This is a genomic window from Neorhizobium galegae (genome assembly GCF_017877135.1).
Taxonomy (GTDB): Bacteria; Pseudomonadota; Alphaproteobacteria; order Rhizobiales; family Rhizobiaceae; genus Neorhizobium; species Neorhizobium galegae_A.
In genome coordinates this window covers 279,924-304,139 of the sequence record NZ_JAGIPH010000005.1, presented here as the reverse complement: position 1 = coordinate 304,139, position 24,216 = coordinate 279,924, and the positions used below count along the sequence as shown (strand labels likewise).

Below are 24,216 nucleotides of genomic sequence, written 5' to 3'. Positions count from 1 at the left end.
GGCGAGAAGCGTTGCGGCAGCAAACAGTGCAGACAGCGCCCGGACGCCGCGGCCACGTGATCCTCGGTCTGCAGCTATCCTGCAAACCCGGTTCAGCGCTGTCATCGTCGTCCGTTCAGTTGGAACCGTCATTCGTCCAAGCCCGCCATCCGGCGCATCGTGCGGCCTCTGCCCCTGCCGCTCTGGTCTGCGTTCGCTGCGGGTGGCGCAACTGCGCGTAACTGCCGTTTTGTCCTCTCTTCAGACAGAACACAAGCACTCACGCGTAATCTTCCAGCCCTCTTTCGCAATGCGGCATCGCACCTGCGCACGTCTAAAATGTGGCGAATTCGTTGACGCTTTATGACGGATCGTCAAATTTCCTGATACGGGCGTCTTGCGCAGAGGCGAGAAATTCTCTGCCCCGACTATGGGCGGACAGTGCCGTTTTCCACGCCAAGCACCCGGTCCGCCAGCCGCGTAACCTCGTCGCGGTCATGGGTCACGATGACAACCGTATTGCCGCTTTCGCGGTGCAGATTGAGCAGCAGCTCGGCCATGGATACGCGAAGGGCAGGGTCGAGGGCGGCAAACGGCTCGTCGAGGAGAAGGAGCGGGCGCTTGCGCACAAGGGCCCGCGCAAAGGCTGCCCTTTGACGCTCACCGCCGGAGAGCGTGCCGGGCATGCGCTTTTCGTATCCGGCAAGGCCCACGCGGGAAAGCGCATCCGACACCGCGCGCCGATCCGCCGGCGACAGTTTCAGCGCGGGGTGAATGCCAAGGCCGACATTGGTCAAGAGATCGAGATGGGCAAACAGGTTGTTGTCCTGAAAGACCAGCGATAGGGGCCGTTGCCCCGGATGCACCCCGGTCATGTCCCTGCCCGACAGACGCACACGGCCGCTGTCCGGCGTCTCGAAGCCGGCCACAAGGTTGAGAAGGGTCGATTTTCCCGAGCCCGACGGACCGGTGATGGCGGTAATCACCCCCTCCTCCAGCCGGCAGTCGAAGTGAAAACGGGCAGAACCCAGCACCAGTCGGACGTCGAGGAGTTCCACGGCTGCGGCCGGCGCGTCATTCGCCATCACGGTTGCCTCCGGGAGCCGGCGGTGCCAAGGGCGGTAAGCGCAAGGCAGATCGCGCCAAGGATCAGCGCCAGCCCGTCGGCATCGTTCGTCCTGTAGCTGCCAAGCCGGCTATAGACCAGGTAGGGCAGGGTGGTGAGGTCCTGCGAGCCGAAAAGGGCAACGGCGCCGAGATCGCCAAGCGACAGCGCCATGGCAAAGGACAGTGCCATCATCAGCGGGCGCGCCAGAACAGGCCAGTCTACCAGCCGCATCCGTGAAAAACCCGACAAACCAAGGCTTGCCGCAAGCCGGCCCGTGCGCGCCGCATGCGTTTCGAAGGCCGGTGCCAGCACCCGCATCACGAAGGGCAGCGCCATCAGCATGTTGACGGTTGCAACCAGCACCGGTGCGACGCGACTTACATCCGCATACGGCCGGATCAGCAGGAACCAGCCGGTGCCGAGGACGACCGGCGGCACCAGCAGGACCAGCGAGGACATGCCCGAAAGCGCTGCCGAAAAAGCCTTGAGAGGGTGGGGCGGATGCCTCAGATCGGCAATGGCGGCGCGTGCGGCGATAATGCCGAGCGAGACGAGGATGGACAAAAGCCCGGCCGAGAAAGCGATGGCAAGGCTGGTGAGCCCCGCCTGGCGGAAGGCCGGCATGGTGACAAGTTTTAGCAGATCGGCCTTCAGGCCCGCCACGACGATGGAGCCGAGCGGCAACAGAAGAAAAAGCGTTGCCACGCCGATAATGCCGGCATCGTAAAGCCTTGCCGGTAGGCTCCGCCCGTCAAATCGTCGGTTGGCGCGGCCTTCACCTACGCCTGCACTTTCGGCGGGCGGAAGCCGGCTGATGAGGATGAGCACCACGGCGGTCAGGCCGATCTGCAGGAGAGACAGGGCAACGGCGCGTGTCGGATTGAAATCGAAGCGCAGCGACTGATAGATCGCGACCTCCAGCGTCGTTGCCGCCGGCCCGCCGCCCAGCACCAGAACGAGCGTAAAGCTGGTGGCGCAGAGCATGAAGACAAGGCCCGCGGCCCCCGGCGCGACGCGGGCAAGCGCCGGGCCTTCGATGAAGCGGAAGACGGAAAGCGGGCGCATGCCAAGGCTTGCCGAAAGCCGCCAATATTCTGCGGGCAGGCGCTCCAGCCCCGCCAGCATCAGCCGGCAGGCAAGCGGCAGGTTGAAGAAGACATGGGCAATCAGGATGCCCGAGAGACCGTAGATGCTGACCGGCTGTTCGACACCGCCAAACGCCAGCAACCGGTTGAACAGGCCCTGGCGGCCGAAGATGCCGATGAGGCCGAGCGCGCCGATCAGCACCGGCAGCCCCATCGGCACCGCCATCAGCCTGATGATCCAGACCCGCAACGGAAAGGAGGGCCTTCTGGCGAGCGCCAGCGTTACCGGTATGGCGAGAAGGATGGAAAGAACCGTGGAGAGGCCCGCCTGCAGAAGCGTGAAGCGCAGAAGGCTTGCCGTGTAGCCATCAAAGAGCGCAGCTTGCGATGACGAGGCGGGGGCTGTTGCCAAAAGGGCCGTGACCGGTGCCAGAACGAAGAGCGCAACGGCTAAAAGGCTTGCCGCACCGGCAGCCAACCCCCGCTTCCGTTGCGCCTCGCTCAGCATGGATCAGTTCATGCTCATGGCGGCGAGCCATTCGCGTATCCAGGCATCGCGGTTCTTGGCGACCTCCTGCGGGCTCATCAGATAAGTCTTTGCCGGCTGCACCAGCTTGGAAAACACATCCGGCAGCGGCTCTGCGGGCTTTGCGGCGGGCATCATCCAGTTGGTGGTCGGAATGACCGTCTGGAACTCCGGCGAGAGCGTAAAGGCGAGGAATTTCTGCGCAAGCTCCGGGTTTTTGGAAGCCTTCAGGCGGCCCGAAACCTCGATCTGGATGTAATGCCCTTCGGAAAAGGACGCGGCCTGATAGCGATCGGTCTTTTCCTCCATCATGTGGTAGGCGGGCGAGGTGACATAGGAAAAGACCATCGGTGCCTCGTCCTTGGTAAACAGGCCATAGGCCTCAGACCAGCCGGGCGTGACGGTCAGAACGCGGTTCTTCAGCTTTGCCCAGGCTTCCGGCGCTTTGTCCCCGTAGACGGACCGTACCCAGAGGAGCAGGCCAAGCCCCGGCGTGGAGGTGCGCGGATCCTCGATGGCAATCTTCTGCGACGGGTCGCCTTCGACCAGGTCTTTCAGGCTCTTCGGCGGGTTCTTGATGGTCTGCGTGTCGTAGATGACGGCGAAATGACCGTAATCGTATGGCACGAACACATCATCGGAAAAGCCGCCCGGCACGGCTGCGGAAGCTGTGTCTATGCCGTGGGGGGCGAAAAGCCCGGTATCCTTGGCTTCCTGGATGAGGTTGGTGTCGAGGCCAAGCGCCACGTCTGCTTCGGAAGAGGAGCCTTCGAGCTTGAGGCGGGTGAGAAGCGCCACGCCGTCTGCCACGGCGACGAAGTTCACCGTGCACGCGCAGGTCTTTTCGAAGGCTTCCTTGACCTTGGGCCCCGGGCCCCAGTCGGAAATGAAGCTTTCATAGGTATAGACGGTCAGCGTCTTTTTCTCCGCCGCAGAAGCCGGCAGCGAAAGGGTCAGCGCCGCAAGCGCTGCACAGGCAGTGGACAGGAATATGCGCATCGAGGCCTCCTTCGTTGATCAACACAGGGGGAACAGGCGCTGGATGCAAGCCGTCTAATCCCTCCGCCGGTGTTAGCCGGATCAGGTTCCGCGGGTTGACGTGACCGTCTCTCAGCGATGGCCTTGCAGCCATTGCACCCCGTTAGAGCAGGCGAAGATGTATCGGTAGGAGGGTGGCTTGGCAAGCCACCGGAAGATCAGGCGTGAAAGCTCAGGCCGTCGCGCGGGGAAACACCTGCAGCTCGCGCGGCACGGCGGCAATGGCGCCCAGGCGATTGGCAATGGCATAATCCACCGATTGTTCCACCACATGCGGCATGACCGGCTTGGTCAGCACGCCGAGCGAGCGGCCGATGTCGCAGCGCAGCTGTTCCGGATTGGCGGTCATGAAGATCACGGTCACGCCATAGCGCTCGGACAGCTCACGCCCGATGGAGGGACCGGTTGCGCCATCGGACAGGTTGACGTCCACGAGCGCAATATCGACGTAAGGGGCAAGGTCCATGGCGTGGTCGCGGCCGCTTGCAAAGCCGCTGACGGTCAGCCCCATGCTCTCGATCGTATCTGCCATGTCGAGGGCAATCAGAAACTCGTCCTCGACGATCATCACTCTTTGTTTCATGGCTGCACTGGCCAGCCGACGACGCACTACAGATGCCGACATGGTACATTCCTCTTTTGACGGGTACTCGAGGCGCTTGGCTTTGGTTAAGGCCTTGCATCCATCGAACGTGCCGTTTTGGGAAATGTTCCGGGATCTGACGACAAATCTCGACGCTAAGACTTTGTTAAACTTAAGAATAGATTAAGCTCAGCCTTCGAGCTCCTCGCGCAGCATCTCAAGCTCCAGCCATTCCTCTTCCATTTTCGCAAGGTTTTCCCGCAGCTTCTCCAGTTCCGCCGCGATGCGGTTGAAGGCTGCGGCATCCTTCGAGAACAGGTTGGGATCGGCCATGGTCTTTTCGCGGGAAGCGATATCCGCTTCGACCTTTGCCATCTCCTTGGGCAGGTTTTCCAGTGCAAATTTCTGCTTGAAGGAGAGTTTTGCCTTGTTCTTCGGCGCGTCCGTCGCGGTTTGCAAAGGACCGGCTGCGTCCGTGCGGGCCTTTTCAGCCCGGCGCTTCTCATCCAGCACGCCCTTGCGCTGCGCCATCATGTCCGTATAGCCGCCGGCATATTCGATCCAGCGTCCATCCGGCGCCTCGGGCGTTGCCGGCGCGATTGTGGAGGTGACGGTGCGATCGAGAAAGTCACGATCATGGCTGACCAGGATGACGGTGCCGTTATAGCCGGCAACGATTTCCTGCAACAGGTCCAGCGTCTCGATGTCGAGGTCGTTGGTGGGTTCGTCGAGGATCAGAAGGTTGGATGGCTTTGCCATCATGCGCGCCAGCATCAGGCGGGCCCGCTCGCCGCCAGACAGGTTCTTGATCGGCGTGCGCATCTGCTCCGGCTGGAACAGGAAATCCTTCATGTAGCCGGCGACGTGGCGCTGTTCGCCATTCACCAGCAGGCTCTCGCCGCGCCCGTCGGTGAGGTAATGGCTGAGCGTATCTTCAAGGTTCAGGTCCTCGCGCTTCTGGTCGAGCGTTGCGATCTCCAGATTGGTGCCGAGCTTGATCGTGCCGCTATCCTGCTCCAACTGGCCGGTCAGCATCTTCAGAAGCGTCGTCTTGCCAGCACCATTGGGGCCGACAAGGCCGATACGGTCTCCGCGATGGACGCGGATTGAAAACGGCGCCACGACCTGGCGGTCGCCGTAACGCTTGGTAATGCCTTCCGCCTCGATGACGAGCTTGCCGCTCTCCTTGCCCTCCGTCACCGCCGCCTGGATGGTGCCCTGTGGCCCCCTATGGCCGCGGTAATCGGCGCGCAGGCTCTGCAGATTGCCGAGACGGCGCATGTTGCGCTTGCGCCTGGCGGTCACGCCGTAGCGCAGCCAGTGCTCCTCGCGCTCAATCTGCTTGCCGAGCTTGTGCTGTTCAAGCTCTTCCTCCTCCAGCACCTTGTCGCGCCATTCCTCGAAGAAGGCAAAGCCGCGCGCCAGCCGCCGCGACAGGCCGCGATCGAGCCAGACGGTGGCCGTGGAGACCTTTTCGAGAAAGCGTCGGTCATGCGAGATGACCACCAGCGCGCTTCGCGTTTTCTGCAGCTCGCCTTCCAGCCATTCGATGGTGGGAAGATCGAGATGGTTGGTCGGCTCGTCCAGCATCAGGATGTCCGGCTCCGGCGCCATCACGCGGGCAAGCGCTGCACGGCGCGCCTCGCCGCCGGAAAGCCGGGTCGGATCTTCCTGGCCGGTGAGACCAAGATGCTCGAGAAGATAGGTCACGCGGTAGGGATCGTCGCCGGGGCCAAGGCCCGCCTCGGCATAGGCCTGCACCGTGGTGTAGCCGGCAAAATCCGGCGCCTGCTCGAGATAGCGGATGGTGGAGGAGGGGTGGCGGAACACCTCGCCCGATTGCGCCTCGACAAGGCCTGCGGCAATCTTCATCAGCGTCGACTTGCCCGAGCCATTGCGCCCGACAAGGCAGATGCGGTCGCCCGGCTCCACCTGGAAATTGGCGCCGTTGAGCAGCGGTGCGCCGCCAAAGCTCAGGTAAATGTCGTCGAGCTTGAGAATGGGAGGTGCCATCTTGTTCCTTAGGCTCCGGTCAGGTCATAGGGGCGGGCCATCAAAAGCGCGCGCCCGTGTCCGAGCGAGATCGAGATCGGGCCCTGCGCGACATTGGATATGGTGCGCGACGAGCCGAATGTCAGGGAAAAATCGGTGAGCGGGTAGCGCACGTTGGAAAGGGTTAGTCCCTCAAGATCGCTGAAGCCGAGCACGGAAAACAGCGAGCCGTTCGGCAGCTCCAGTTCCATCTCGTCGCCGCTGATCAGCGGATAGGCCTCTTCTTCGCCCGAGGTCAGCATGACTTCCAGCCCCTCTTCGGCGAGCGCCAGTGCATGCAAATGGTGCTGCAGCGCATGGTCGGAGCGCTCGCCGCCCAGCGCACCGACGAGGATCAGCCGCTCGGCCCCGCGCGCCAGGGCTTCGGCAACGGCAATCTCGCCATCGGTTGCAGCCTTCGTTGCAGGATAGGAGTGGCGCTCTACCTGGCGGAACTTGTCGCGCAGTGCGGCATCGGCGGAATCGAAATCGCCCACCCAAAGCTCCGGCATGAGGTTCAGCGATTGGGCATGGCGCATGCCGCTATCGGCGGCAATCACGCGGCTTCCGGCGATCAGCGCGTTCAAACGCTCTGTCACGGTCAGGTTGCCGCCAAGGAGAAGGGTAAATGTGGATGGGCTCATGGGTCATGCCCTTAGCGCATCTTCCGCCAAAAGCAAAAGCCCTATGTGCGCGGCCCGCCTCCAAGTCATCGGTGCTTGCCCATGGAGGGCGAACAAGCGGGTCGTATGGTTGGATCATATGGCTGGAGGGCAACGGGCAGGATAACCACCGGCCGCCGCCCTCCACGGTCGACGTGCCGGGATCACGTGCGGGCGGGCGGGCTGAGCGCGCCGGCCCGCCGCGCATTGTCAACGCTTCTTCGGGCTTGCAGCCGCCGCACCCTTCAATTGCGTGGTGAAGGTGGATGCCGGCGCTGCCGAAGGCTTTTCCTTGTCCTTCTTGGGCTTTCTCACTTCGCGGTTCGAACGGACCTGACCTTTGGCCATGGGATGCTTCCTTGTTGCGCAGGCTCATGCGCTGCGGCGGTGGTGATGCGGATGAAAACAGATCATGCAAGAACGCTCGTCCCGGGGTGAGAGGCCCTTTTGAAATGGCCACGGCATCGGGGCGGTCGGGTGACCGGGCAAGCCCGGTCGGGAAGCAGAAGATATAAAATGCGGTCTTTGCCGGTCGCCTCCCCTGTCTTGTTCAGAAAGGCGAAGCATCAAAAGTTTGCACCTGTTAGCGTGTCAGAACTGTGGCTGAACACAAGCACATTTTTTAAACGGCGATCGCGATCTTTGGCCTTTCTTTCTTGCGAAGGCGGCGCTCGCTCTCTACCTCTTGGCGCCGAAGCCGACCTTGGCCGCTAAAGGCTGGCCGAACTGGGAATGAGGTTCATGCAGTTTACCGGAACCGACGACTATATCGCCGACAAGGACCTGATGGTCGCCGTCAATGCTGCCATCCGGCTGGAGCGCCCGCTTCTGGTGAAAGGCGAACCCGGCACCGGCAAGACGGAGCTGGCCCGCCAGATTGCACGCTCGCTCGGGCTTGCGATCATCGAATGGAACGTCAAGTCCACCACGCGCGCCCAGCAGGGGCTCTACGACTATGATGCGGTCTCTCGCCTGCGCGACAGCCAGCTCGGCGATCCGCGCGTCAACGACATCGCCCATTATATCCGGCGCGGCAAACTGTGGCAGGCCTTTGCCGCCGGTGAGAAGGTCGTGCTGCTGATCGACGAGATCGACAAGGCCGATATCGAGTTTCCGAACGATCTTCTGCAGGAACTCGACCGCATGGAATTCCATGTCTACGAGACCGGCGAGACGGTGAAGGCAACGGTACGCCCCATCGTCATCATTACATCCAACAACGAGAAGGAACTGCCGGACGCTTTTCTGCGCCGCTGCTTCTTCCACTATATCCGCTTTCCCGATCAAGACACGCTGGAGCGGATCGTTGCGGTGCATTACCCCGGCATCAAGTCCTCGCTGCTCAGCGCCGCTCTCACCCGTTTCTATGAAATCCGCGAGATGCCGGGCCTGAAGAAGAAACCCTCGACATCCGAAGCGCTCGACTGGATCCGGCTTCTCGTCTCCGACGATATCGATGCCGAGGATCTCGGTGCCGATGTGAAGACGGCTTTGCCCAGACTGCATGGCGCGCTGTTGAAGAATGAGCAGGACGTGCATCTCTTCGAACGCATGGCCTTCATGGCCCGGCGAGAGCGTTAGGATGTTCGAAAGCAAGAAAAAGCCCGCTGATTGACGAGCAAGGAAGAAAGGCCTATTTAAGCTGCCTCTCGTGGTGATTTGGCCGGCCGGCTTGCAGCCACGTTAAATAAGTCGCTAAAGGGCCGTGAGAAGCGTTCAAAGACTTCCCCCGGACCGGTTGCGATTTTTCGCCGCCGGTTTTTTGTTTTTGACGAGTGAAGACCATGCCGATCAAGATCCCCGATACGCTGCCCGCCTTCGAAGCTCTCACCCATGAAGGCGTGCGGGTGATGACCGAGACGGCCGCGGTGCGTCAGGATATCCGCCCGCTGCAGATCGGTCTGTTGAACCTGATGCCGAACAAGATCCGCACGGAGGTGCAGATTGCGCGCCTCGTCGGCGCCTCACCGCTGCAGGTGGAACTGTCGCTGGTGCGTGTCGGCGGCCACAAGGCGAAGAACACCTCGGAAGAGCATCTCCTCTCCTTCTACCAGACCTGGGACGAGGTGAAGGACCGCAAGTTCGATGGCTTCATCATCACCGGCGCGCCGGTGGAGACGCTGCCCTATGAACAGGTGACCTATTGGGACGAGATGCGCCAGATCTTCGATTGGACAGAGACCAATGTCCATTCGACGCTCAACGTCTGCTGGGGCGCGATGGCGGCGATCTACCATTTTCACGGGGTGCCGAAGCATGAGCTGAAGGAAAAGGCGTTTGGCGTGTATCGCCATCGCAATCTTTCCCCGTCTTCCGTTTATTTGAGCGGCTTTTCCGATGATTTCCAGGTGCCGGTGTCGCGCTGGACGGAAGTGCGCCGCGCCGACATCCAGACGGTACCGGGGTTGGAACTCTTGATGGAATCCGACGAGATGGGCGTCTGCCTCGTGCATGAAAAGAAGGGCAACCGGCTCTACATGTTCAACCATGTCGAATATGATTCCACGTCGCTGGCGGAAGAATATTTCCGCGACGTGAATGCCGGCATCCCCATAAAGATGCCGTATAACTATTTTCCGCATAACGACGTGGCGCTGACGCCGCTCAACCGCTGGCGCAGCCATGCCCATTTGTTGTTCGGCAACTGGATCAATGAGATGTACCAGACCACGCCGTATGAGCTGGAGAAAATCGGCAAGGTGTAAGGGCGGAGGCGCGCCGTGTTCATTCCCTTCTTTCTGTCGCTGAAGCAGGCAGGAATTCCGGTGACGCTTCGGGAATTCCTGGCGCTTCTCGACGGGATGCAGGCGGGGCTTGCCGAGTTCGATGTCGAGGGCTTCTATTATCTCGCCCGCGCCACGCTGGTGAAGGATGAGCGCCATATCGACCGCTTCGACCAGGTGTTTTCGACCTGTTTCAAGGGTGTCGAGGCCGTGTCCGGCGCCGATGCGGTCAATGCAGAACATCTGCCGGAAGACTGGCTGCGCAAGCTTGCCGAAAAGCACCTGACGGCGGAGGAGAAGGCGCTGGTCGAGGCGCTCGGCGGCTTTGATGCTCTGATGGAGACGCTGAAAAAGCGTCTGGCGGAACAGGATGGCCGCCACCAGGGTGGCTCCAAATGGATCGGCACGGCCGGCACCTCGCCCTTCGGCGCGCATGGTTACAATCCGGAGGGTGTGCGCATCGGCCAGGAGACCTCGCGCCATCGCAAGGCGGTCAAGGTGTGGGACAAGCGGGATTTCCGCGATTTCGACGATGCCCGCGAGATCGGCACGCGCAACATCAAGGTGGCGTTGAAGCGCCTGCGCCGCTGGGTGCGCGACGGCGCCGCCGACGAACTGGATCTGCCAGGCACCATCCGCTCCACGGCCGAACACGGCTATCTCGACGTCAAGACGCGGCCAGAGCGGCGCAATGCGGTCAAGCTTTTGATGTTCTTCGATGTCGGCGGGTCGATGGATGATCATGTGCGGGTGGTCGAGGAGCTGTTTTCCGCCGCCCGTGCCGAATTTCGCCATCTCGAGCATTTCTATTTCCACAACTGCCCTTACGAAAGCGTGTGGCGCGACAATCGCCGCCGATCCGAGCGGCTGGCCGTTGAAAATATCCTGCGAAGCTATGGGCCGGACTACAAGGTGATCTTCGTCGGCGATGCCACGATGAGCCCCTACGAGATCAGCCATACGGGCGGCTCGGTCGAGCACTGGAACAAGGAGCCGGGTTCCGTCTGGATGCGTCGGCTGACCGACCACTTCTCCCATGTTGCCTGGATCAATCCCGTGCCGGAGGCCCATTGGCAGCATGTTCATTCGCTTGTGATGATGCGCTCCATTCTGGAAAACCGCATGTTTCCGCTCACCCTGCAGGGGCTTGAGCAGGCAACGCGCGTGCTGTCGCGCTAGGCTATTTCGAGCATTGCGAAGCTGCCGGAAATGGCGCAGTTTGCGCCCGCACTAGAATGAGGAGCAGGACGGATACCATGACGACACAGGGCGAAATCTTCGGCACTACCCCCAAGGGCGAAACCGTCTACCGGGTCAAGATTTCCGGCGGCGGGCTCACCGCTCATGTGATGACCTGGGGCGCTGTCATCCAGGATCTGCGCCTTGAGGGCCATGAGGCGCCGCTGGTGCTGGGCTTTGACAATTTCGACGATTATCCGCTGCATTCCTCCTATTTCGGCGCAACGCCCGGGCGCGTGGCAAACCGCATCGGCAAGGGGCAGTTCACGCTGGATGGCAAGGCCTACCAGCTGGATCTGAACCAGCAGGGTACCACGCACCTGCATGGCGGCCGCGATGGCCTTGGCAAGACCAACTGGACGATCGTGGCGCACGCCGAAAACAAGGTCATCCTGCAGGTGACCGACCCGGACGGCCGCGGCGGCTATCCCGGCAACTGCACCGTCACCGCCACCTATGAGCTGAAGGACGATGGCGTTCTGAGCGTGATCTACGAGACGGTGACGGATGCCCCGACGCTCGCCAATCTCTGCCAGCACACCTACTTCAACCTGGATGGCCGCGACACCATTCTGGGCCACGACATCATGATTGCCGCCGACCAGTATCTGGAACTCGACGAGCAGCAGGTGCCGACCGGCGTTCTGGTGCCGGTCGAGGGAACGGCGATGGACCTGCGCGCGCTTGGACCGGTGGCCCGCACCGATGCGACTGGCGCGCAGGTGGATTTCGACCACAATTACTGCCTGTCGCCTGAGCGGGTGGAGAAGCGCTCCGTGGCACTGGTGCGCAGCGTCAATTCCGGTGTCTCGCTCGAAGTGCGCACCACCGAGCCCGGTGTTCAGCTTTACTGTGCCTTCAAGCTGGTGCCCTCGGTGCCGGGCCTTTCCGGCAAGCCCTACCAGCCCTATGCGGGCCTCTGCCTTGAAACGCAGATCTGGCCGGATGCCATCAACCACAAGGGTTTCCCGAGTGCCGTGCTGCGCCCCGGCGAACTGCTTCGCCAGGAAACCGACTACGTGTTTTCCAAGAGCTGATGGTGTCACCACCGCCCTTTAAAAAGGGGCGGTGGTGGAAAGTCTCGGCTCAGGCCTTTGACAGCGCCGGGCTGAACACCATCAGGCTCAAAAGCTCGAACAGAACCTGCGCGCCGGCATGGGCCGTATTGGCTGTCGAATCATATTGCGGCGCGACCTCCACCACGTCGGCACCGACAAGGTTGATGCCCTTGAGGCCGCGGATCAGTTCCAGCACCTCGCGCGTCGTCAGGCCACCCACTTCCGGCGTGCCGGTTCCCGGCGCAAAGGCCGGATCAAGGCTGTCGATATCGAAGGACAGGTAGGTCGGGCCATCGCCGATGATCGCCTTCGCCTTGTCGATGATGGCGGGAATGCCAAGACCGGTTACTTCCTCGGCATGGATCACCGTCATGCCGCTCTCATAGGAAAATTCCCAGAGATATTCGGCCGAGCCGCGAATGCCGATCTGGATCGTGCGCGTCGGGTGGAGAACGCCATCCAGAACCGCGTTGCGAAACGGGCCGCCATGGTGGAATTTCGTCTGGTCGAAGGCGCCGCTGGTGTCGCAATGCGCGTCGATATGGATGAGGCCGACCGGCCGGCTCTTGCCCACCGCTTTCAGGATCGGATGGGTGATCGAATGATCGCCGCCGACGGCCAGCGGAAGGACACTCGCCTCAACGATCTGGCCAAAGCGCTTTTCGATGTCGTCATGGCTCATTTCCAGCCGGTAGCGGCTGCGAAACGGCACGTCGCCGATATCGGCGACCTTGAGGTCGAAGACCGGCGCGCAGCCGAGGACGTGATTGTAGGGGCCGATGCGGTCGATGGTGCGCAGCGCCCGTGGCCCGAAGCGGGAGCCCGGCCGGTTGGTGACGCCGAGATCCATCGGCACGCCGGTGATTGCCACCTGCAGATCGCCGAAATCCGGATTGTCGGCCGCGACGGGCTGGTAGGGGGCCGAGAGAAACGTCGGGACGCCGGCATAAGGAGCTGCGCGCGTGCCGTTGCGAAAAATCTTCTCGCCCACTTTGGCAAAGGCCGGATCAAAGATCTCGCCGCTTTCGCTTTGCGCATATTTTGCGCGCAGGGCGTCCAGTTTGTCCGGGGTCCAAGTCATGCGGCTTGTCTTTCATCCATTGCCGGAAAGCTGCGCAGGAAATAAGCGCAGCTTCCTTCTGCCTTCGATTTTGGCATTATCTTCGAAATTGAGCCGCAAAATCAATTGACAATCGTTTCCCGACCGCCGTTATTCCGGGACGTTCATCGTAAGGCTGCCGCTCCATGTCCATGCCCGCATTCAATCCGCTCGTGCAATCCATCCAGCCGCCGCCGGTGCCTTCCGTCCAAGCCTGGGCGCGTGCCTATGATGGCTCGCACGGGCCGCTGATCGACCTGTCGCAGGCAGTGCCCGGTTATCCGGCGCATCCGAAGATGCTGGAACTTCTCGGGCAGACGGCCTCCTCGCTTGCCTCCACAGGCTATGGTCCGATCGAGGGAGATGCGAGACTGCGGGATGCCTATGCAGCCCACTCGGCAGAAGTTTATGGCGCCGGCATTACGGCTACCAATATTCACGTGACCTCCGGCTGCAACCAGGCCTTTCTCTGCGCCGTGATGGCCGTTGCCGGCGCGGGCGATACGGTGCTGATGACGGAGCCCTACTACTTCAACCACGAGACGACGCTTGCGATGCTGGGCATACGCAGCCGCTTCGTCGCCTGCGCGGCCGAGGATGGCTTCGTGCCACGCCTTGAGGCCATCGAGGCCGCGCTTGAGGCGGGCGTCAAGGCCCTGGCGCTGGTGTCGCCCAACAACCCGACCGGGGCCGTTTATCCGCCGGACCTCCTGAAGGCGATCTTTGCACTCTGCCGCAGCCGTGGCGTCTGGCTGATCCTTGACGAAACCTATCGCGATTTCCTGCCCACGGCCGGTCTTGCGCCGCATGCGCTGTTTGCCGAAGAGGGCTGGCAGGATGGGTTCGTCTCGCTTTACAGCTTTTCCAAGAGTTTTTGCATTCCCGGCCACCGTCTCGGCGCCATCACGGCAGGTCCCGTCTTTGTCGCGCAGGTGGCCAAGATCATGGACAACCTGCAGATCTGCGCGCCGCGCGCGGCCCAGGCCGCCGTGGCCGAGGCCCTGCCGCTTCTCGCCGACTGGCGTGAGGAAAACCGGCTGGAGATCCTGCGTCGTGCCGATGCCCTGAGGGCGGTGATGGCAAAGCTTCCAGCCTGGCAGCTTGCCGCCGTCGGTGCTTATTTCGCCTTCGTGAAACATCCGTTTGCCGGTGTAAAGTCGGCTGAGGTTGCCGAAGCCCTGGCGCGGCAGGTCGGTATTTCCTGCATTCCCGGCGGGTATTTTGGCGCCGCCCAGGAAAATTACCTGCGCTTTGCCTTTGCCAATGCAGATGCCGCCACCATTGGCCGGCTGGAAGAGCGGCTCGCGGGCTTTAGCCTCTGAGGTCAGGCAAAGACGGCTGCAATCAGGAAAAAGGCGCTCTTGATGATGGCGTAAATGACGCCCGCCACCAGGAACAGCGAGACGACGCCGAGTGTGGCGCCGCCTGCAATCCACACGCCGTCCTTTTCCAGAATGCCGAAGGCCATCATGCAGAGCGCCACGGCCGGCAGCATGTTGCCAAGCGGAATGGGAAGCGCCAGCACCACCGCAAGGATGAGGCTGAAGCAGCCGATGATCCGCTCGGCGCCTGGCGAGGACAGACTTCTCCAGCGCGGCCTCAGCATGCGCTCGGCCTTGGCGATCCACGGGCTTGCCTTGTCGACCATGCCGGCAAAATCGGTCCGCAGCATCGAGCGGCCGGCGATGAATTTCGGCAGCCACGGCGCTTTGCCAAGGGCCATCTGGGCAGCGAGAAAAACCAGCGGAATGCCGAGGATTACCGATGTTCCAGGGGGTGTCGGAATGGTGTTCGGCATGGCAAAGATGAAGATCAGCGCGCCGAAGGCACGGTCCTGCATCAGCGACAGAAGATCGGCCACGGAGACGCGCTCGCGCCTCTTGTCATCGGCCATGGTTCTCAGAATGGCGGAAAAGCTCAAGGGCTCTGCGCCATGTCCGTGATCGGCGCCTGGGCTGTCCTGCGCGTCCTCAGGTGGGTCTTGGGGCAGGGCCATTACATGCTCGACAGGCACTGGAGTACGGGAGGACTATAACGCGAAGATCTCATGGAAATGGCCATGCCGCAAGAACATGGCCATTCGGTGGGCGAAGGCAAAGAGTGCCGGTCAACGACCGCGGGGCAAGCTTAGCCCTCGCGGTCGCCGGTGAGGCTCAGCAGCAGCTGGAAGATGTTGACGAAGTTGAGATAGAGCGACAGCGCGCCGAAGACGGCAAGCTTCTGCTGGCTCTCCTGGTCAAAGTTTTCCGCATACTGCTCCTTGATGTTCTGCGTGTCCCAGGCGGTGAGGCCGATGAACACGAAGATGCCGATGATCGAGATGGCAAACTGCAGGGCGCTGGAGCCGAGGAAGATGTTGACCACCGAGGCGATCACCACGCCGATGAGGCCCATCATCAGGAACGAGCCGAACTTCGACAGGTCACGCTTCGTCACATAGCCGTAAAGGCTGGTGGCGCCGAACATGGTGGCGGTGATGAAGAAGGTGCGGGCGATGCTGGCGCCGGTAAAGACGAGGAAGACGGAAGCCAGCGACAGGCCCATGACGGCGCAGAAGGCCCAGAAGGTCATCTGGGCGGTGGAGGCCGACATGGTCTGGATCTTGAACGAGAAGAAGAACACGAAGGCGAGCGGGGCCAGCATCACCACCCACTTCAGCGGGGTCGAGAAGATCGGCACGTAAAGCGCCGGCGTCGAGGACACGACGAAGGCGACGATGCCGGTGATGACAAGGCCGAGGCCCATGTAATTGTAGACGCGCAGCATGTGCTTGCGCAGCGCCTCATCGAAGACGGCCTGGGATTGGACGGCCGGATTATATCCGAAACGGGGGTTCATCGGGGGTCTCCTGTGGTTGATCAGTAAAGCGATTTTGCAAGGCGTTCGGCCTCGCCACGCAGGTTGGTGGCATTTTCAGCATGGGCGACCAGCGCATAGGCCACCTCGCCGATCTGCCAGTAGGAGGCCTTCACGGCCTCCTGCGTGACATCGGACACCTGCTGCACGGCAAAGCTGCCGGGCCGGACGGCAAACAGCGACAGCCTCGTCTTGTCCCCATCGGTCAGCGCCATCTCGACGCTCGGACCGAAGGCGGAAGGAAAGATCTGCACGTCTTCCACCTGCCAGTCCTTCGGGATGTCGGGCATGACGATGGCGGTTGCCGAGCGGATCTCGGTCGGGTCGAAGCGCGGGGCTTCCGGCTGCGAGTGCATGGTGTGGCGCAGTGCCGACGTGCCATGCGCGCGGATGGCTTCCTCCACGAAGGCGGGCGGCGGCACGGAGGCCACCACTTCCGACACGGTGAAGGGGCCGAAATGGCTGCTGAGGCCCCAGCCGGCAGCAACCAGTGCCACTGTGGCAGCAAGCCGCTGGAGGGAATGAAAAATGCGTCCGCGCGACAGAGCACCCTGCAGACGGCGCGCCGCCTCACGGGTCTCCGGCCGGCCATGGCGATGGCCTTCGGCAAGCGCCAGGCGCAGCTCGCCCTTGATGGCAAGGTCGGCCATCACCCGTGCTGCGATGTCGGGATTTTCCGAAAGATAGGCTTCCACCTCGATACGGCGGCCGGCATCCAGCTGGTCGTCCACATAGGCTTCCACATCGGCGGACTGGACCGGATCAACGGGTTTCATCGCGTCCCCCTTCAATGAGTTTGAGATGGTTGGCGCCCTCGGACGGGCGTCGGCCGGCTTCCTCGAAGGCGCGCAAGGCCGCACGCGCCCGAGAGACGCGCGACATCAGCGTGCCGACGGGAATGGCCAGTGCGTCTGCGGCGTCCTGGTAGGAAAGTCCCTCGATGGCGACGAGGTGCAGCGCATCCCGCTGTTCCGGCGAGAGGGCAAAGAAGGCTTCCCGCAACTGCTTCAGCCGGATCGACTGGTCCGGATCGGCATGATGCACGGTCTCTGCGATGTCGGCGGCGGCCTTGTGGCGATTGTCGGTGGAACGGCGCGCGCGGATGCGGTCGATATGCGTGTTATGGACGATCGACAGCAGCCAGTTGCGCAGGTTGCCACTGTTGCGGAAGCTCGCCTTGCGCTCATAGGCCTTGACCAGGGCATCATGCACCAGATCCTCTGCGTCGTCGGGATTGCGAACGAGCGAGCGGGCATAGCGGCGAAGCGTTGCCAGCTGGTTCAGGACATCGAAGGGGTGTCTCTTGTCGCTCATGCCCCAGTATACGAAGACGACGTGCGATTTATTCCGTGGCGCTGCAATTTTTTCTGAGACTGGCAGCCGGTTCAGCCGATGGCCGGGCCTGTATAGCGCGCGCGGGGGCGGATCAGCTTGTCGTCCAGCGCCTGCTCCAGCGCATGGGCAATCCAGCCGGCCGTGCGGCTGATGGCAAAGAGCGCCAGCGCCGATCCCTGCGGCAGGCCGAGGGCGCGGCGCAGCGCCACCAGCGCAAAATCGCAGTTCGGCAGCTTGCCATCCATGTCGCTCATCACCGCCAGCAGATCGGCCTGTGCTGAATTTTCCGGCAGGTGGGGAAGCAGTCCGCGCGCACGCGGATCGCCGTCCGGATAGAGGTGATGGTCAAAGCCCGGCACGCTGTCGCCGCGCCGCAGGCGGTTTTCGATCACGGTCGCTGCATCGCCGACGCGCTCCACCTCATCGAACAGCAGTTCCACAAGGCTTGTGGTGCCGCCATGCATCGGGCCGCTCAGTGCCGACAGGCCGGCATTGAGGCAGGCGCCAAGCGAGGCGCCGGTGGAGGCGACGACACGCACGGCAAAGGCCGAGGCATTGAGTTCATGATCGGCCAGTAGAACAAGGGCGCGCCGCACGATATCACGGCCCTTGTCATCCAGCCCCCAGGCGTCTGCCAGACACGCGTCGATCGGCCGGCTGTCCGGCTGCCGGCTGACAGCGGCGCCGGCCACGGTGCGCAGCAGCGCGCAGGCGCCCGGCCATAGACGCTGCGGATTGCGCTTCCAGGCCGTTGCCCGCCCGACGGCAATAAAGGGCAGCAGCGACTGGCAACGCTCCGTCAGCGGCAGACTTGCCGTCTTTGCCAGCAATTGCGCGTCGAAGGTCTCGGGCGTCGCCTTTGCCTGAGAGAACGGGTCGTCTTCGCCGCAGTCCCACAGCAGGCGGGCAATGTCTTCCAGGCTTTCGGTGTCGGCCAGATGCAGCGCATTGCGACCGCGATAATAAAGCGCGCCGTTGTCGATCAGCGTGATGGCAGAGGACAGAACCGGCAGACCCCAATCGAGCGTCGTCGCCGCCACGTCTCGCGGCCGCCGGCCGACGGCCTTGCGCTTCTTCAACTCCTCCACGTCGTGGGCGCTGTACAGCCTGCGGCGCGGATCGTCTCCTGCACCGCTCGTCTGGATCAGGCCGCGGCTGACATAGGCGTAAAGCGTCGGCCGGCTGATCTCCAATGTGGCAGCAGCGGCTTCGGCAGTCATGAATTTTTCGCGCAGGCTCATCGGCAAGGTTCACATTGATTGGATGAATCAAGATTGACGATATATATGCACTGCAACATTCTCAAGCGGAATTGACAACAACAATCCCACAAAGAGGAAATGCCATGAGCCATCCCAGCACTCCCGTACTCGCCACCGCATCGCAGGCGCCCGGTCTTGATGATGTGATTGCCGCCGAAACGCGCCTCAGCCATGTGGATGGTGTCGCCGGCGAACTGATCTTGCGCGGCTATCATCTGCAGGAGATGGCCGACTGGACGTTCGAGGAAGCGCTTGCGCTGCTCTGGAGGGATCTGACGCCGCAGGTCTTGAGCGCGGCGGATATCAAACATGCACTCGGCACCGCGCGTGGTCGGGCGTTTGCCCTGATGCAGCCGCTCCTGCCGGCGCTATCGGGCCTTTCGCCGGTGGAGGCGTTGCGGCTTCTGCTCGCAGCCCTGCCGGATGAGGAAACCACAGCCCATCCGGTGCTTGCCGTTGCCGCCGTTCCGGTCTTTGCCGCTGCCATTGCCCGTGGCGGCCAGGGGCTTTCCCCGGTGGAGCCGGATGCATCACTGTCCCAGGCGGAAGATTTCCTGCGCATGCTGAAGGGCGCGCAGGCCGAGCCGGACAAGGTCAAGGCGCTCGATACCTATCTGGTGACGGTTGCCGATCACGGCCTCAACGCCTCCACGTTTACCGCACGCGTCATTGCCTCCACGAAGGCGGGGCTTTTCTCGTCCGTTGTCGGGGCGCTGTGTGCCTTGAAGGGTCCGCTGCATGGCGGCGCGCCGGGGCCGGTCCTCGACATGCTGGATGCCATCGGTGACGCTTCCCGCATCGAGAACTGGCTTTCCGATGCGTTAGCGCGCGGCGAACGGCTGATGGGCTTTGGCCACCGCATCTACCGCGTGCGCGACCCGCGGGCCGATGTGTTGAAGGGGGCCGTCGCTAGGCTGAAGGATGGCAATGGCCGTATCCGGTTTGCCGAACAGGTGGAGACGGCAGCGCTTGCGCTACTCCAGGAGAAGAAGCCGCTGCGGCCGCTGCAAACCAATGTCGAGTTTTACACGGCGCTCGTTCTGGAGGCGGTCGGCTTTCCGCGCGACAGCTTTACCAATGTCTTTGCCGCGGGGCGCATGGCGGGCTGGACGGCGCATGTGCTGGAGCAGGAAGAAACCGGCCGGCTGATTCGCCCGCAGTCGCGCTATGTCGGGCCGATGCCGAAGGCCTGATCATGCGGTCTTCCTGATGTCTCTCCGGAGCGGATGCCAAAACGCATCCGCGACGGGACGAAATATTTGGGAATTTTTGAAGCGACATAAAGCGTAAGCCCGAGAAAATATCCTCGGCCTGACCATCAATTTTCCGTAAGAGAAAATTGGAGCGGGCGAAGGGATTCGAACCCTCGACCCCAACCTTGGCAAGGTTGTGCTCTACCCCTGAGCTACGCCCGCTCATCAATCGCGCGACCCGGGGTAGTTCGCTGGGCCGGCGTGTCGCTCGCTTGCGGCGACGGGGGCTATATGGCCCAAGTGATTTTTGAATGCAACAGGGAAATGACGGGAAACGGAAAAAATTTCGATTTCGCGATTAAGTATCTGACGCGAAACATATTTTTAAGAAGGTGCCGTGGCGACTGTCGCCTGATGCGGACAAAACGCTTCCGTTCCGCTGTCCGATCCGGGCAGGAATTGCAGCCACCCGGCTTGTGAGGATAAGGCTCTGCCGCCATAGTCCAGCCGGCGGCTGGATGCGTCCGTTCGCCATCGCTTGTTCCCCTTCAGAAAGACTGCAGACCTTCACCATGACAGACAGTGCGACAGCCCCGGTGCCGAAGACGGCCGAAGATCTTTTCCGTTTTCTTGATAACCTCGGCATCGCGCACACGACGAAATCGCACGCGCCGGTGTTCACGGTTGCCGAATCGGAAAGCCTGCGCGACGAAATTCCCGGCGGGCATACGAAGAACCTCTTCGTGAAGGACAAGAAGGACCAGTTCTTCGTGCTGACCGTCGAGGAAAATGCCGTGGTGGACCTGAAAACCGTCCACAAGCTCATCGGCGCCTCAAGCCGCGTCTCGTTCGGCAGTCCGGAAAAGATGCTGGAATATCTCGGTGTCATTCCAGGCTCGGTCACCGTCTTCGGGGCCATCAACGATAGCGGGCACAAGGTGACTTTCGTTCTCGATGAGGATCTGATGGCCCATGACATCATCAACGGCCACCCCCTCTCCAATGATGCCACGACCTCGATCGGACGCGACGATCTTGTCCGCTTTCTTGAGGCGACCGGCCATCAGCCGCTTGTCTTGAAAGTCACCGGCTGACATACGATTTGTAGCACAAGGCGGCCATTGAAGCCGCACAGGCAGTTCCGGGAGACTTATCCATGAGCAGTGGCACGAACAACCCCTACGGCGGCTCCTACGGGAACCAGATGAGCGGCACGATGAGCTTTGGCGCCCAGCCCGCTGCCGCATCCCGGCCGGCTGGCGGTTTCGTCAAGGACACGACGACGGCTGCCTTCACCAAGGATGTGCTGGAGGAATCGCGCCATCAGCCGGTTCTGGTGGATTTCTGGGCGCCGTGGTGCGGGCCCTGCAAGCAGCTGGCGCCGGCGCTCGAAAAAGTGGTCAACGAAGGCCAGGGTCGGGTCAAGCTCGTCAAGCTCAATATCGATGATCATCCCTCCATCCCCGGCCAGCTCGGCATCCAGTCGATCCCGGCCGTTATCGCCTTCGTCAATGGTCGTCCGGTCGACGGTTTCATGGGGGCCGTGCCGGAAAGCCAGATCCGCCAGTTCATCGACAAGATCGGGGGACCGGCCGGTGCCGATCAGGCGGCAGAACTGGACGCGGCGCTCGAAGAGGCACAGGGTCTGTTCGACACGGGCGATCTCGATGGCGCAGCCCAGCTGTTTGCGGCCGTTCTGCAAGCCGATCCGGAAAATGCCAAGGCCGCTGCCGGCATGATGGAATGCCTGCTGGCACTGGGCGAGGTGGCGCGGGTCAGCCAGATGCTGGCATCGCTGCCGCCGGAGCTCTCCTCGCAGGCGCCGATCCAGGCCGTTGCCCTGAAGCTCGGCCAGATCGAGGAGGCCCGCAAGCTTGGCGATCCCGTGGCCCTCGAGCATGAGCTGTCGCTTCATCCGGATCACCACGAGGCGCGTGTTAAGCTTGCCAAGATCCGCAATGTGGAAGGCAAGCGCGACGAAGCTGCCGAACACCTGCTGTTGATCATGAAGAAGGACCGCACCTTCGACGATGATGGCGCCCGCCGCCAGCTGCTGCAGTTCTTCGAAGCCTGGGGCCCGAAGGATCCGGCAACCATTGCCGCCCGCCGTCGCATGTCGTCCATCCTGTTTTCCTGAGGTTGATGTCGGATGGTCTTCCGGCCTGGTTTGGCCAGCGGCTTGAACCGGCCCGTCTTGTGAAACCGGGTGCAAGACCACATATCAGACCTGACCTGCCGTTCGGCAGTGTCGAAGGTGGAGGATGGCCATGCATGTCGGCAATGCGAGATATGTAAAGCGTGAGGACCTGCCGCAGACCGTGCCGGTCTTTCCGTTGACGGGCGCGCTGCTTCTGCCGGGCGGCCAGTTGCCGCTCAATATTTTCGAACCGCGTTATCTCGCCATGTTCGATGCGGCGATGGCTGGCGACCGGCTCGTTGCGATGGTGCAGCCTGCCATGGGCGAAGCGCCGGACAGCCTGCGCCCGGCGCTCAGCACCGTCGGATGCCTTGGCCGCATCACCTCCTTTGCCGAAACCGGCGATGGCCGCTACATCGTTTCGCTTGCCGGCGTCTGCCGTGTGCGGCTGGCGGAGGAGGTGGGCGAGGGGCATCCGTTCCGGACCTTCCAGATCATGCCCTTCATGAGCGATCTGTCTGAAGAGGATGGCGAGGCCGCGGTCAATCGCGAGGAGCTTTTGCGGGTTTTTCGGGCCTATCTGGATGCAAACCAGCTGGAGGCGGATTGGGACAGTGTCGAGCGGGCGGGCAACCGCATGCTGGTCAATTCGCTGTCGATGATGTCGCCGTTTGGTGCGCCGGAAAAGCAGGCCCTGCTGGAGGCGCCGGACTTGAAGACGCGGGCCGAGACGCTGGTGGCCATCACCGAAATCCTGCTGGCGCGCGATTTCGGCGACAGCGACACGGTTCTCCAGTAGGGTTTGTGATGGACGAGAAACTCGCCAAGGTCGATCCCAAGCTGCTGGAGCTTCTGGTGTGTCCGCTCGGCAAGACCAGATTGTCGCTCAATCGCGAAACGAACGAGTTGATCTCGGAAAAGGCGCGTCTCGCCTATCCGATCCGCGACGGCATTCCCATCATGCTAATATCGGAAGCCCGCAAGATCGAGGACTGATCGCTCCTGCGGGCCCGGGCAAACCTCAGATGGTTTCGCCCTGAAGAAGGCGCGGGGCATTTTTCGCCTTCGTGCCGGCCGCTTCCCCGATGAAGAAGGATTTCAGTTTCGGCAGGCGTTCCACCACGCCGAGCCCGAAATCGCGCGCGATGCGGATCGGCGCGACATCATTTGAAAACAGCCGGTTCAGCACATCCGTCGTCACCCCCATGCGGAAGGTGTCGAACCGGCGCCAGGCCTGATAGCGCTCCAGAATGTTGAGCGCGCCGATATCGAGGCCGAGCCGGTCGGCCTCGACCACGGTTTCGGCAAGCGCTGCCACATCCTTGAAACCAAGATTGAGACCCTGGCCGGAAATCGGGTGGATGCCGTGGGCGGCGTCACCGGCCAGTGCCAGCCGCGGTGCAACGAAGGCGCGCGACAGGGTGAGCCCCAGCGGAAACGCCTTCTTGCTGCCAACAACCGTCAGTGCGCCGAGCTTGTAGCCGAAGCGGCGCTGCAGTTCCTCTTCGAAGATCAGGTCGTCGGAGGCGACCAGCCGGTCGGCGTCGGCCGTCCGCTCCGTCCACACCAGCGACGAACGATTGCCCTTGAGCGGCAGGATGGCAAACGGGCCCGGCGGCAGGAAATGTTCCTCGGCGCATCCGTCGTGCGGGCGCTCGTGCTCCACCGTCGTCACGATGCCCGACTGGTCATAGTCCCAGCGCACGGTCTTGATGCCGGCCATGTCGCGCAGCTTGGAGCGCACACCGTCGCAGGCGACAACCAGGCGGCTCTCCAGCGTCTCGCCACTGGAGAGGGTCAATGTAGCGGCATGGGGGCCCGCGGAAAATCCGGTCGCCGAGACGCCGTGGCGAATCGGGATGCCAAGCCGTTCGCAGGCGGCGCGCAGCGCGCGCACCATGGCAACGTTCGGCACCATATGGGCAAAAGGCTGGCCTTCCTCCACATCGCCGTCGAAGGTGAGGAAGACGGGACGCACCGGATCTGCCGTGCGCGAATCCGTCACGATCATCCGGGTGATCGGCTGCGCATCGACGGCAATCTCATCCCAGAGACCGAGAACGCCGAGCATGCGGCTTGCCGCCGCAATGATGGCGGAGGCGCGCTCGTCCTTCTCCCAGACATGCTCCGGTGCCGCCTCGATGACCTCGACGGACAGGTGCGGTGCTGCCTGTTTGGTTGCCACTGCAACGGAAAGGCCGACATATCCGCCGCCTACGATCAGCATATCCAGCATCGCTTTGCTCCTGCCGTACTTGAGAATGCACTGCCTGACATATAGATCATCGGGCAATCGCTTCCT

At 62.3% G+C, this 24,216-nt stretch carries 24 protein-coding genes, 1 tRNA gene and 2 riboswitches; of the genes, 10 read left to right on the top strand and 15 right to left on the bottom strand.

What is annotated here, in order from left to right:
* Nucleotides 1-407: 407 nt before the first annotated feature.
* From J2858_RS16675 to J2858_RS16645, 7 genes are all read right to left on the bottom strand, one after another.
* The gene (locus J2858_RS16675) at nucleotides 408-1,064 is read right to left on the bottom strand and encodes a thiamine ABC transporter ATP-binding protein (RefSeq protein ID WP_210105945.1); all 657 of its coding nucleotides are present in this window, start codon (nucleotides 1,062-1,064) and stop codon (nucleotides 408-410) included.
* Nucleotides 1,064-2,680, bottom strand: coding sequence for a thiamine/thiamine pyrophosphate ABC transporter permease ThiP (locus J2858_RS16670; protein WP_210105944.1), 1,617 nt, complete (start codon nucleotides 2,678-2,680; stop codon nucleotides 1,064-1,066). Before J2858_RS16670 ends, J2858_RS16675 begins: the two co-directional genes overlap by 1 nt.
* A 3-nt stretch (nucleotides 2,681-2,683) precedes the next feature.
* Nucleotides 2,684-3,697 (bottom strand): thiamine ABC transporter substrate binding subunit, encoded by a 1,014-nt coding sequence (thiB, locus tag J2858_RS16665; protein ID WP_210105943.1) that lies wholly within the window; start codon nucleotides 3,695-3,697, stop codon nucleotides 2,684-2,686.
* 41 nt (nucleotides 3,698-3,738) lie between these two features.
* Nucleotides 3,739-3,849, bottom strand: a riboswitch (TPP riboswitch).
* Between the two features lie 59 nt (nucleotides 3,850-3,908).
* Complete coding sequence (locus tag J2858_RS16660; protein ID WP_210105942.1) at nucleotides 3,909-4,361, bottom strand: response regulator; 453 nt, start codon at nucleotides 4,359-4,361, stop codon at nucleotides 3,909-3,911.
* Between the two features lie 147 nt (nucleotides 4,362-4,508).
* Complete coding sequence (locus tag J2858_RS16655; protein ID WP_210105941.1) at nucleotides 4,509-6,332, bottom strand: ABC-F family ATP-binding cassette domain-containing protein; 1,824 nt, start codon at nucleotides 6,330-6,332, stop codon at nucleotides 4,509-4,511.
* Nucleotides 6,333-6,340: 8 nt separating this feature from the next.
* Nucleotides 6,341-6,994, bottom strand: coding sequence for a thiamine diphosphokinase (locus tag J2858_RS16650; protein ID WP_210105940.1), 654 nt, complete (start codon nucleotides 6,992-6,994; stop codon nucleotides 6,341-6,343).
* Nucleotides 6,995-7,222: 228 nt separating this feature from the next.
* Complete coding sequence (locus J2858_RS16645) at nucleotides 7,223-7,360, bottom strand: hypothetical protein (RefSeq protein WP_210105939.1); 138 nt, start codon at nucleotides 7,358-7,360, stop codon at nucleotides 7,223-7,225.
* Nucleotides 7,361-7,753: 393 nt separating this feature from the next.
* On the opposite strand from J2858_RS16645, the gene J2858_RS16640 reads away from it, so the two are divergent.
* From J2858_RS16640 to J2858_RS16625, 4 genes are all read left to right on the top strand, one after another.
* Nucleotides 7,754-8,593: an AAA family ATPase gene (locus tag J2858_RS16640; protein ID WP_210105938.1), complete on the top strand. Its 840-nt coding sequence runs from the start codon at nucleotides 7,754-7,756 to the stop codon at nucleotides 8,591-8,593.
* 60 nt (nucleotides 8,594-8,653) lie between these two features.
* Nucleotides 8,654-8,731: riboswitch (SAM riboswitch) on the top strand.
* Between the two features lie 65 nt (nucleotides 8,732-8,796).
* Nucleotides 8,797-9,717 carry a homoserine O-acetyltransferase MetA gene (metA, locus tag J2858_RS16635; RefSeq protein WP_210105937.1) on the top strand — a complete coding sequence of 307 codons (921 nt, stop codon included), beginning with the start codon at nucleotides 8,797-8,799 and terminating at the stop codon, nucleotides 9,715-9,717.
* A gap of 15 nt (nucleotides 9,718-9,732) precedes the next feature.
* Nucleotides 9,733-10,914, top strand: a complete 1,182-nt coding sequence (locus tag J2858_RS16630) for a vWA domain-containing protein (RefSeq protein WP_210105936.1) — start codon at nucleotides 9,733-9,735, stop codon at nucleotides 10,912-10,914.
* Nucleotides 10,915-10,991: 77 nt separating this feature from the next.
* Nucleotides 10,992-12,011 (top strand): aldose epimerase family protein, encoded by a 1,020-nt coding sequence (locus J2858_RS16625; RefSeq protein WP_210105935.1) that lies wholly within the window; start codon nucleotides 10,992-10,994, stop codon nucleotides 12,009-12,011.
* Nucleotides 12,012-12,060: 49 nt separating this feature from the next.
* On the opposite strand, the gene speB is transcribed toward J2858_RS16625, so the two are convergent.
* Nucleotides 12,061-13,113 carry an agmatinase gene (gene speB / locus J2858_RS16620; protein ID WP_210105934.1) on the bottom strand — a complete coding sequence of 351 codons (1,053 nt, stop codon included), beginning with the start codon at nucleotides 13,111-13,113 and terminating at the stop codon, nucleotides 12,061-12,063.
* A 170-nt stretch (nucleotides 13,114-13,283) separates the two neighbouring features.
* On the opposite strand from speB, the gene J2858_RS16615 reads away from it, so the two are divergent.
* Entirely contained in the window at nucleotides 13,284-14,453 is a 1,170-nt protein-coding gene (locus J2858_RS16615; protein WP_210106056.1) for an aminotransferase, read from the top strand.
* A 2-nt stretch (nucleotides 14,454-14,455) separates the two neighbouring features.
* Here the strand turns inward: J2858_RS16615 and J2858_RS16610 are convergent, their stop codons facing one another.
* From J2858_RS16610 to J2858_RS16590, 5 genes are all read right to left on the bottom strand, one after another.
* Nucleotides 14,456-15,127 (bottom strand): exopolysaccharide biosynthesis protein, encoded by a 672-nt coding sequence (locus J2858_RS16610; RefSeq protein WP_245366362.1) that lies wholly within the window; start codon nucleotides 15,125-15,127, stop codon nucleotides 14,456-14,458.
* A gap of 131 nt (nucleotides 15,128-15,258) precedes the next feature.
* Entirely contained in the window at nucleotides 15,259-15,969 is a 711-nt protein-coding gene (locus J2858_RS16605; RefSeq protein ID WP_210105933.1) for a Bax inhibitor-1/YccA family protein, read from the bottom strand.
* Between the two features lie 20 nt (nucleotides 15,970-15,989).
* Nucleotides 15,990-16,763, bottom strand: coding sequence for an anti-sigma factor family protein (locus tag J2858_RS16600; RefSeq protein ID WP_210105932.1), 774 nt, complete (start codon nucleotides 16,761-16,763; stop codon nucleotides 15,990-15,992).
* Complete coding sequence (locus J2858_RS16595; RefSeq protein WP_210105931.1) at nucleotides 16,750-17,301, bottom strand: sigma-70 family RNA polymerase sigma factor; 552 nt, start codon at nucleotides 17,299-17,301, stop codon at nucleotides 16,750-16,752. The genes J2858_RS16600 and J2858_RS16595 overlap by 14 nt, the downstream gene beginning before the upstream one ends.
* Before the next feature lie 71 nt (nucleotides 17,302-17,372).
* Complete coding sequence (locus J2858_RS16590; RefSeq protein WP_245366360.1) at nucleotides 17,373-18,563, bottom strand: citrate synthase; 1,191 nt, start codon at nucleotides 18,561-18,563, stop codon at nucleotides 17,373-17,375.
* Between the two features lie 104 nt (nucleotides 18,564-18,667).
* Here J2858_RS16590 and J2858_RS16585 point away from each other — a divergent pair, with 104 nt between their 5' ends.
* Nucleotides 18,668-19,777, top strand: a complete 1,110-nt coding sequence (locus J2858_RS16585) for a citrate synthase/methylcitrate synthase (RefSeq protein WP_210105930.1) — start codon at nucleotides 18,668-18,670, stop codon at nucleotides 19,775-19,777.
* 147 nt (nucleotides 19,778-19,924) lie between these two features.
* Here J2858_RS16585 and J2858_RS16580 read toward each other — a convergent pair.
* Nucleotides 19,925-19,999: transfer RNA gene (locus J2858_RS16580), tRNA-Gly, on the bottom strand.
* Nucleotides 20,000-20,349: 350 nt separating this feature from the next.
* On the opposite strand from J2858_RS16580, the gene J2858_RS16575 reads away from it, so the two are divergent.
* The 4 genes from J2858_RS16575 (at nucleotide 20,350) to J2858_RS16560 (ending at nucleotide 22,910) form a co-directional block, all read left to right on the top strand.
* Nucleotides 20,350-20,871, top strand: coding sequence for a prolyl-tRNA synthetase associated domain-containing protein (locus J2858_RS16575; protein WP_210105929.1), 522 nt, complete (start codon nucleotides 20,350-20,352; stop codon nucleotides 20,869-20,871).
* A gap of 62 nt (nucleotides 20,872-20,933) precedes the next feature.
* Entirely contained in the window at nucleotides 20,934-21,914 is a 981-nt protein-coding gene (gene trxA, locus J2858_RS16570) for a thioredoxin (RefSeq protein ID WP_210105928.1), read from the top strand.
* A 130-nt stretch (nucleotides 21,915-22,044) separates the two neighbouring features.
* Nucleotides 22,045-22,713 carry an LON peptidase substrate-binding domain-containing protein gene (locus J2858_RS16565; protein ID WP_210106053.1) on the top strand — a complete coding sequence of 223 codons (669 nt, stop codon included), beginning with the start codon at nucleotides 22,045-22,047 and terminating at the stop codon, nucleotides 22,711-22,713.
* 8 nt (nucleotides 22,714-22,721) lie between these two features.
* On the top strand, nucleotides 22,722-22,910 hold the full coding sequence (locus J2858_RS16560) for a Trm112 family protein (RefSeq protein ID WP_210105927.1): 189 nt from the start codon (nucleotides 22,722-22,724) through the stop codon (nucleotides 22,908-22,910).
* Nucleotides 22,911-22,935: 25 nt separating this feature from the next.
* On the opposite strand, the gene J2858_RS16555 is transcribed toward J2858_RS16560, so the two are convergent.
* A complete protein-coding gene (locus J2858_RS16555; protein ID WP_210105926.1) occupies nucleotides 22,936-24,150 on the bottom strand; it encodes a ubiquinone biosynthesis hydroxylase in 1,215 nt (404 codons plus the stop codon).
* Between the last annotated feature and the right edge of the window lie 66 nt (nucleotides 24,151-24,216).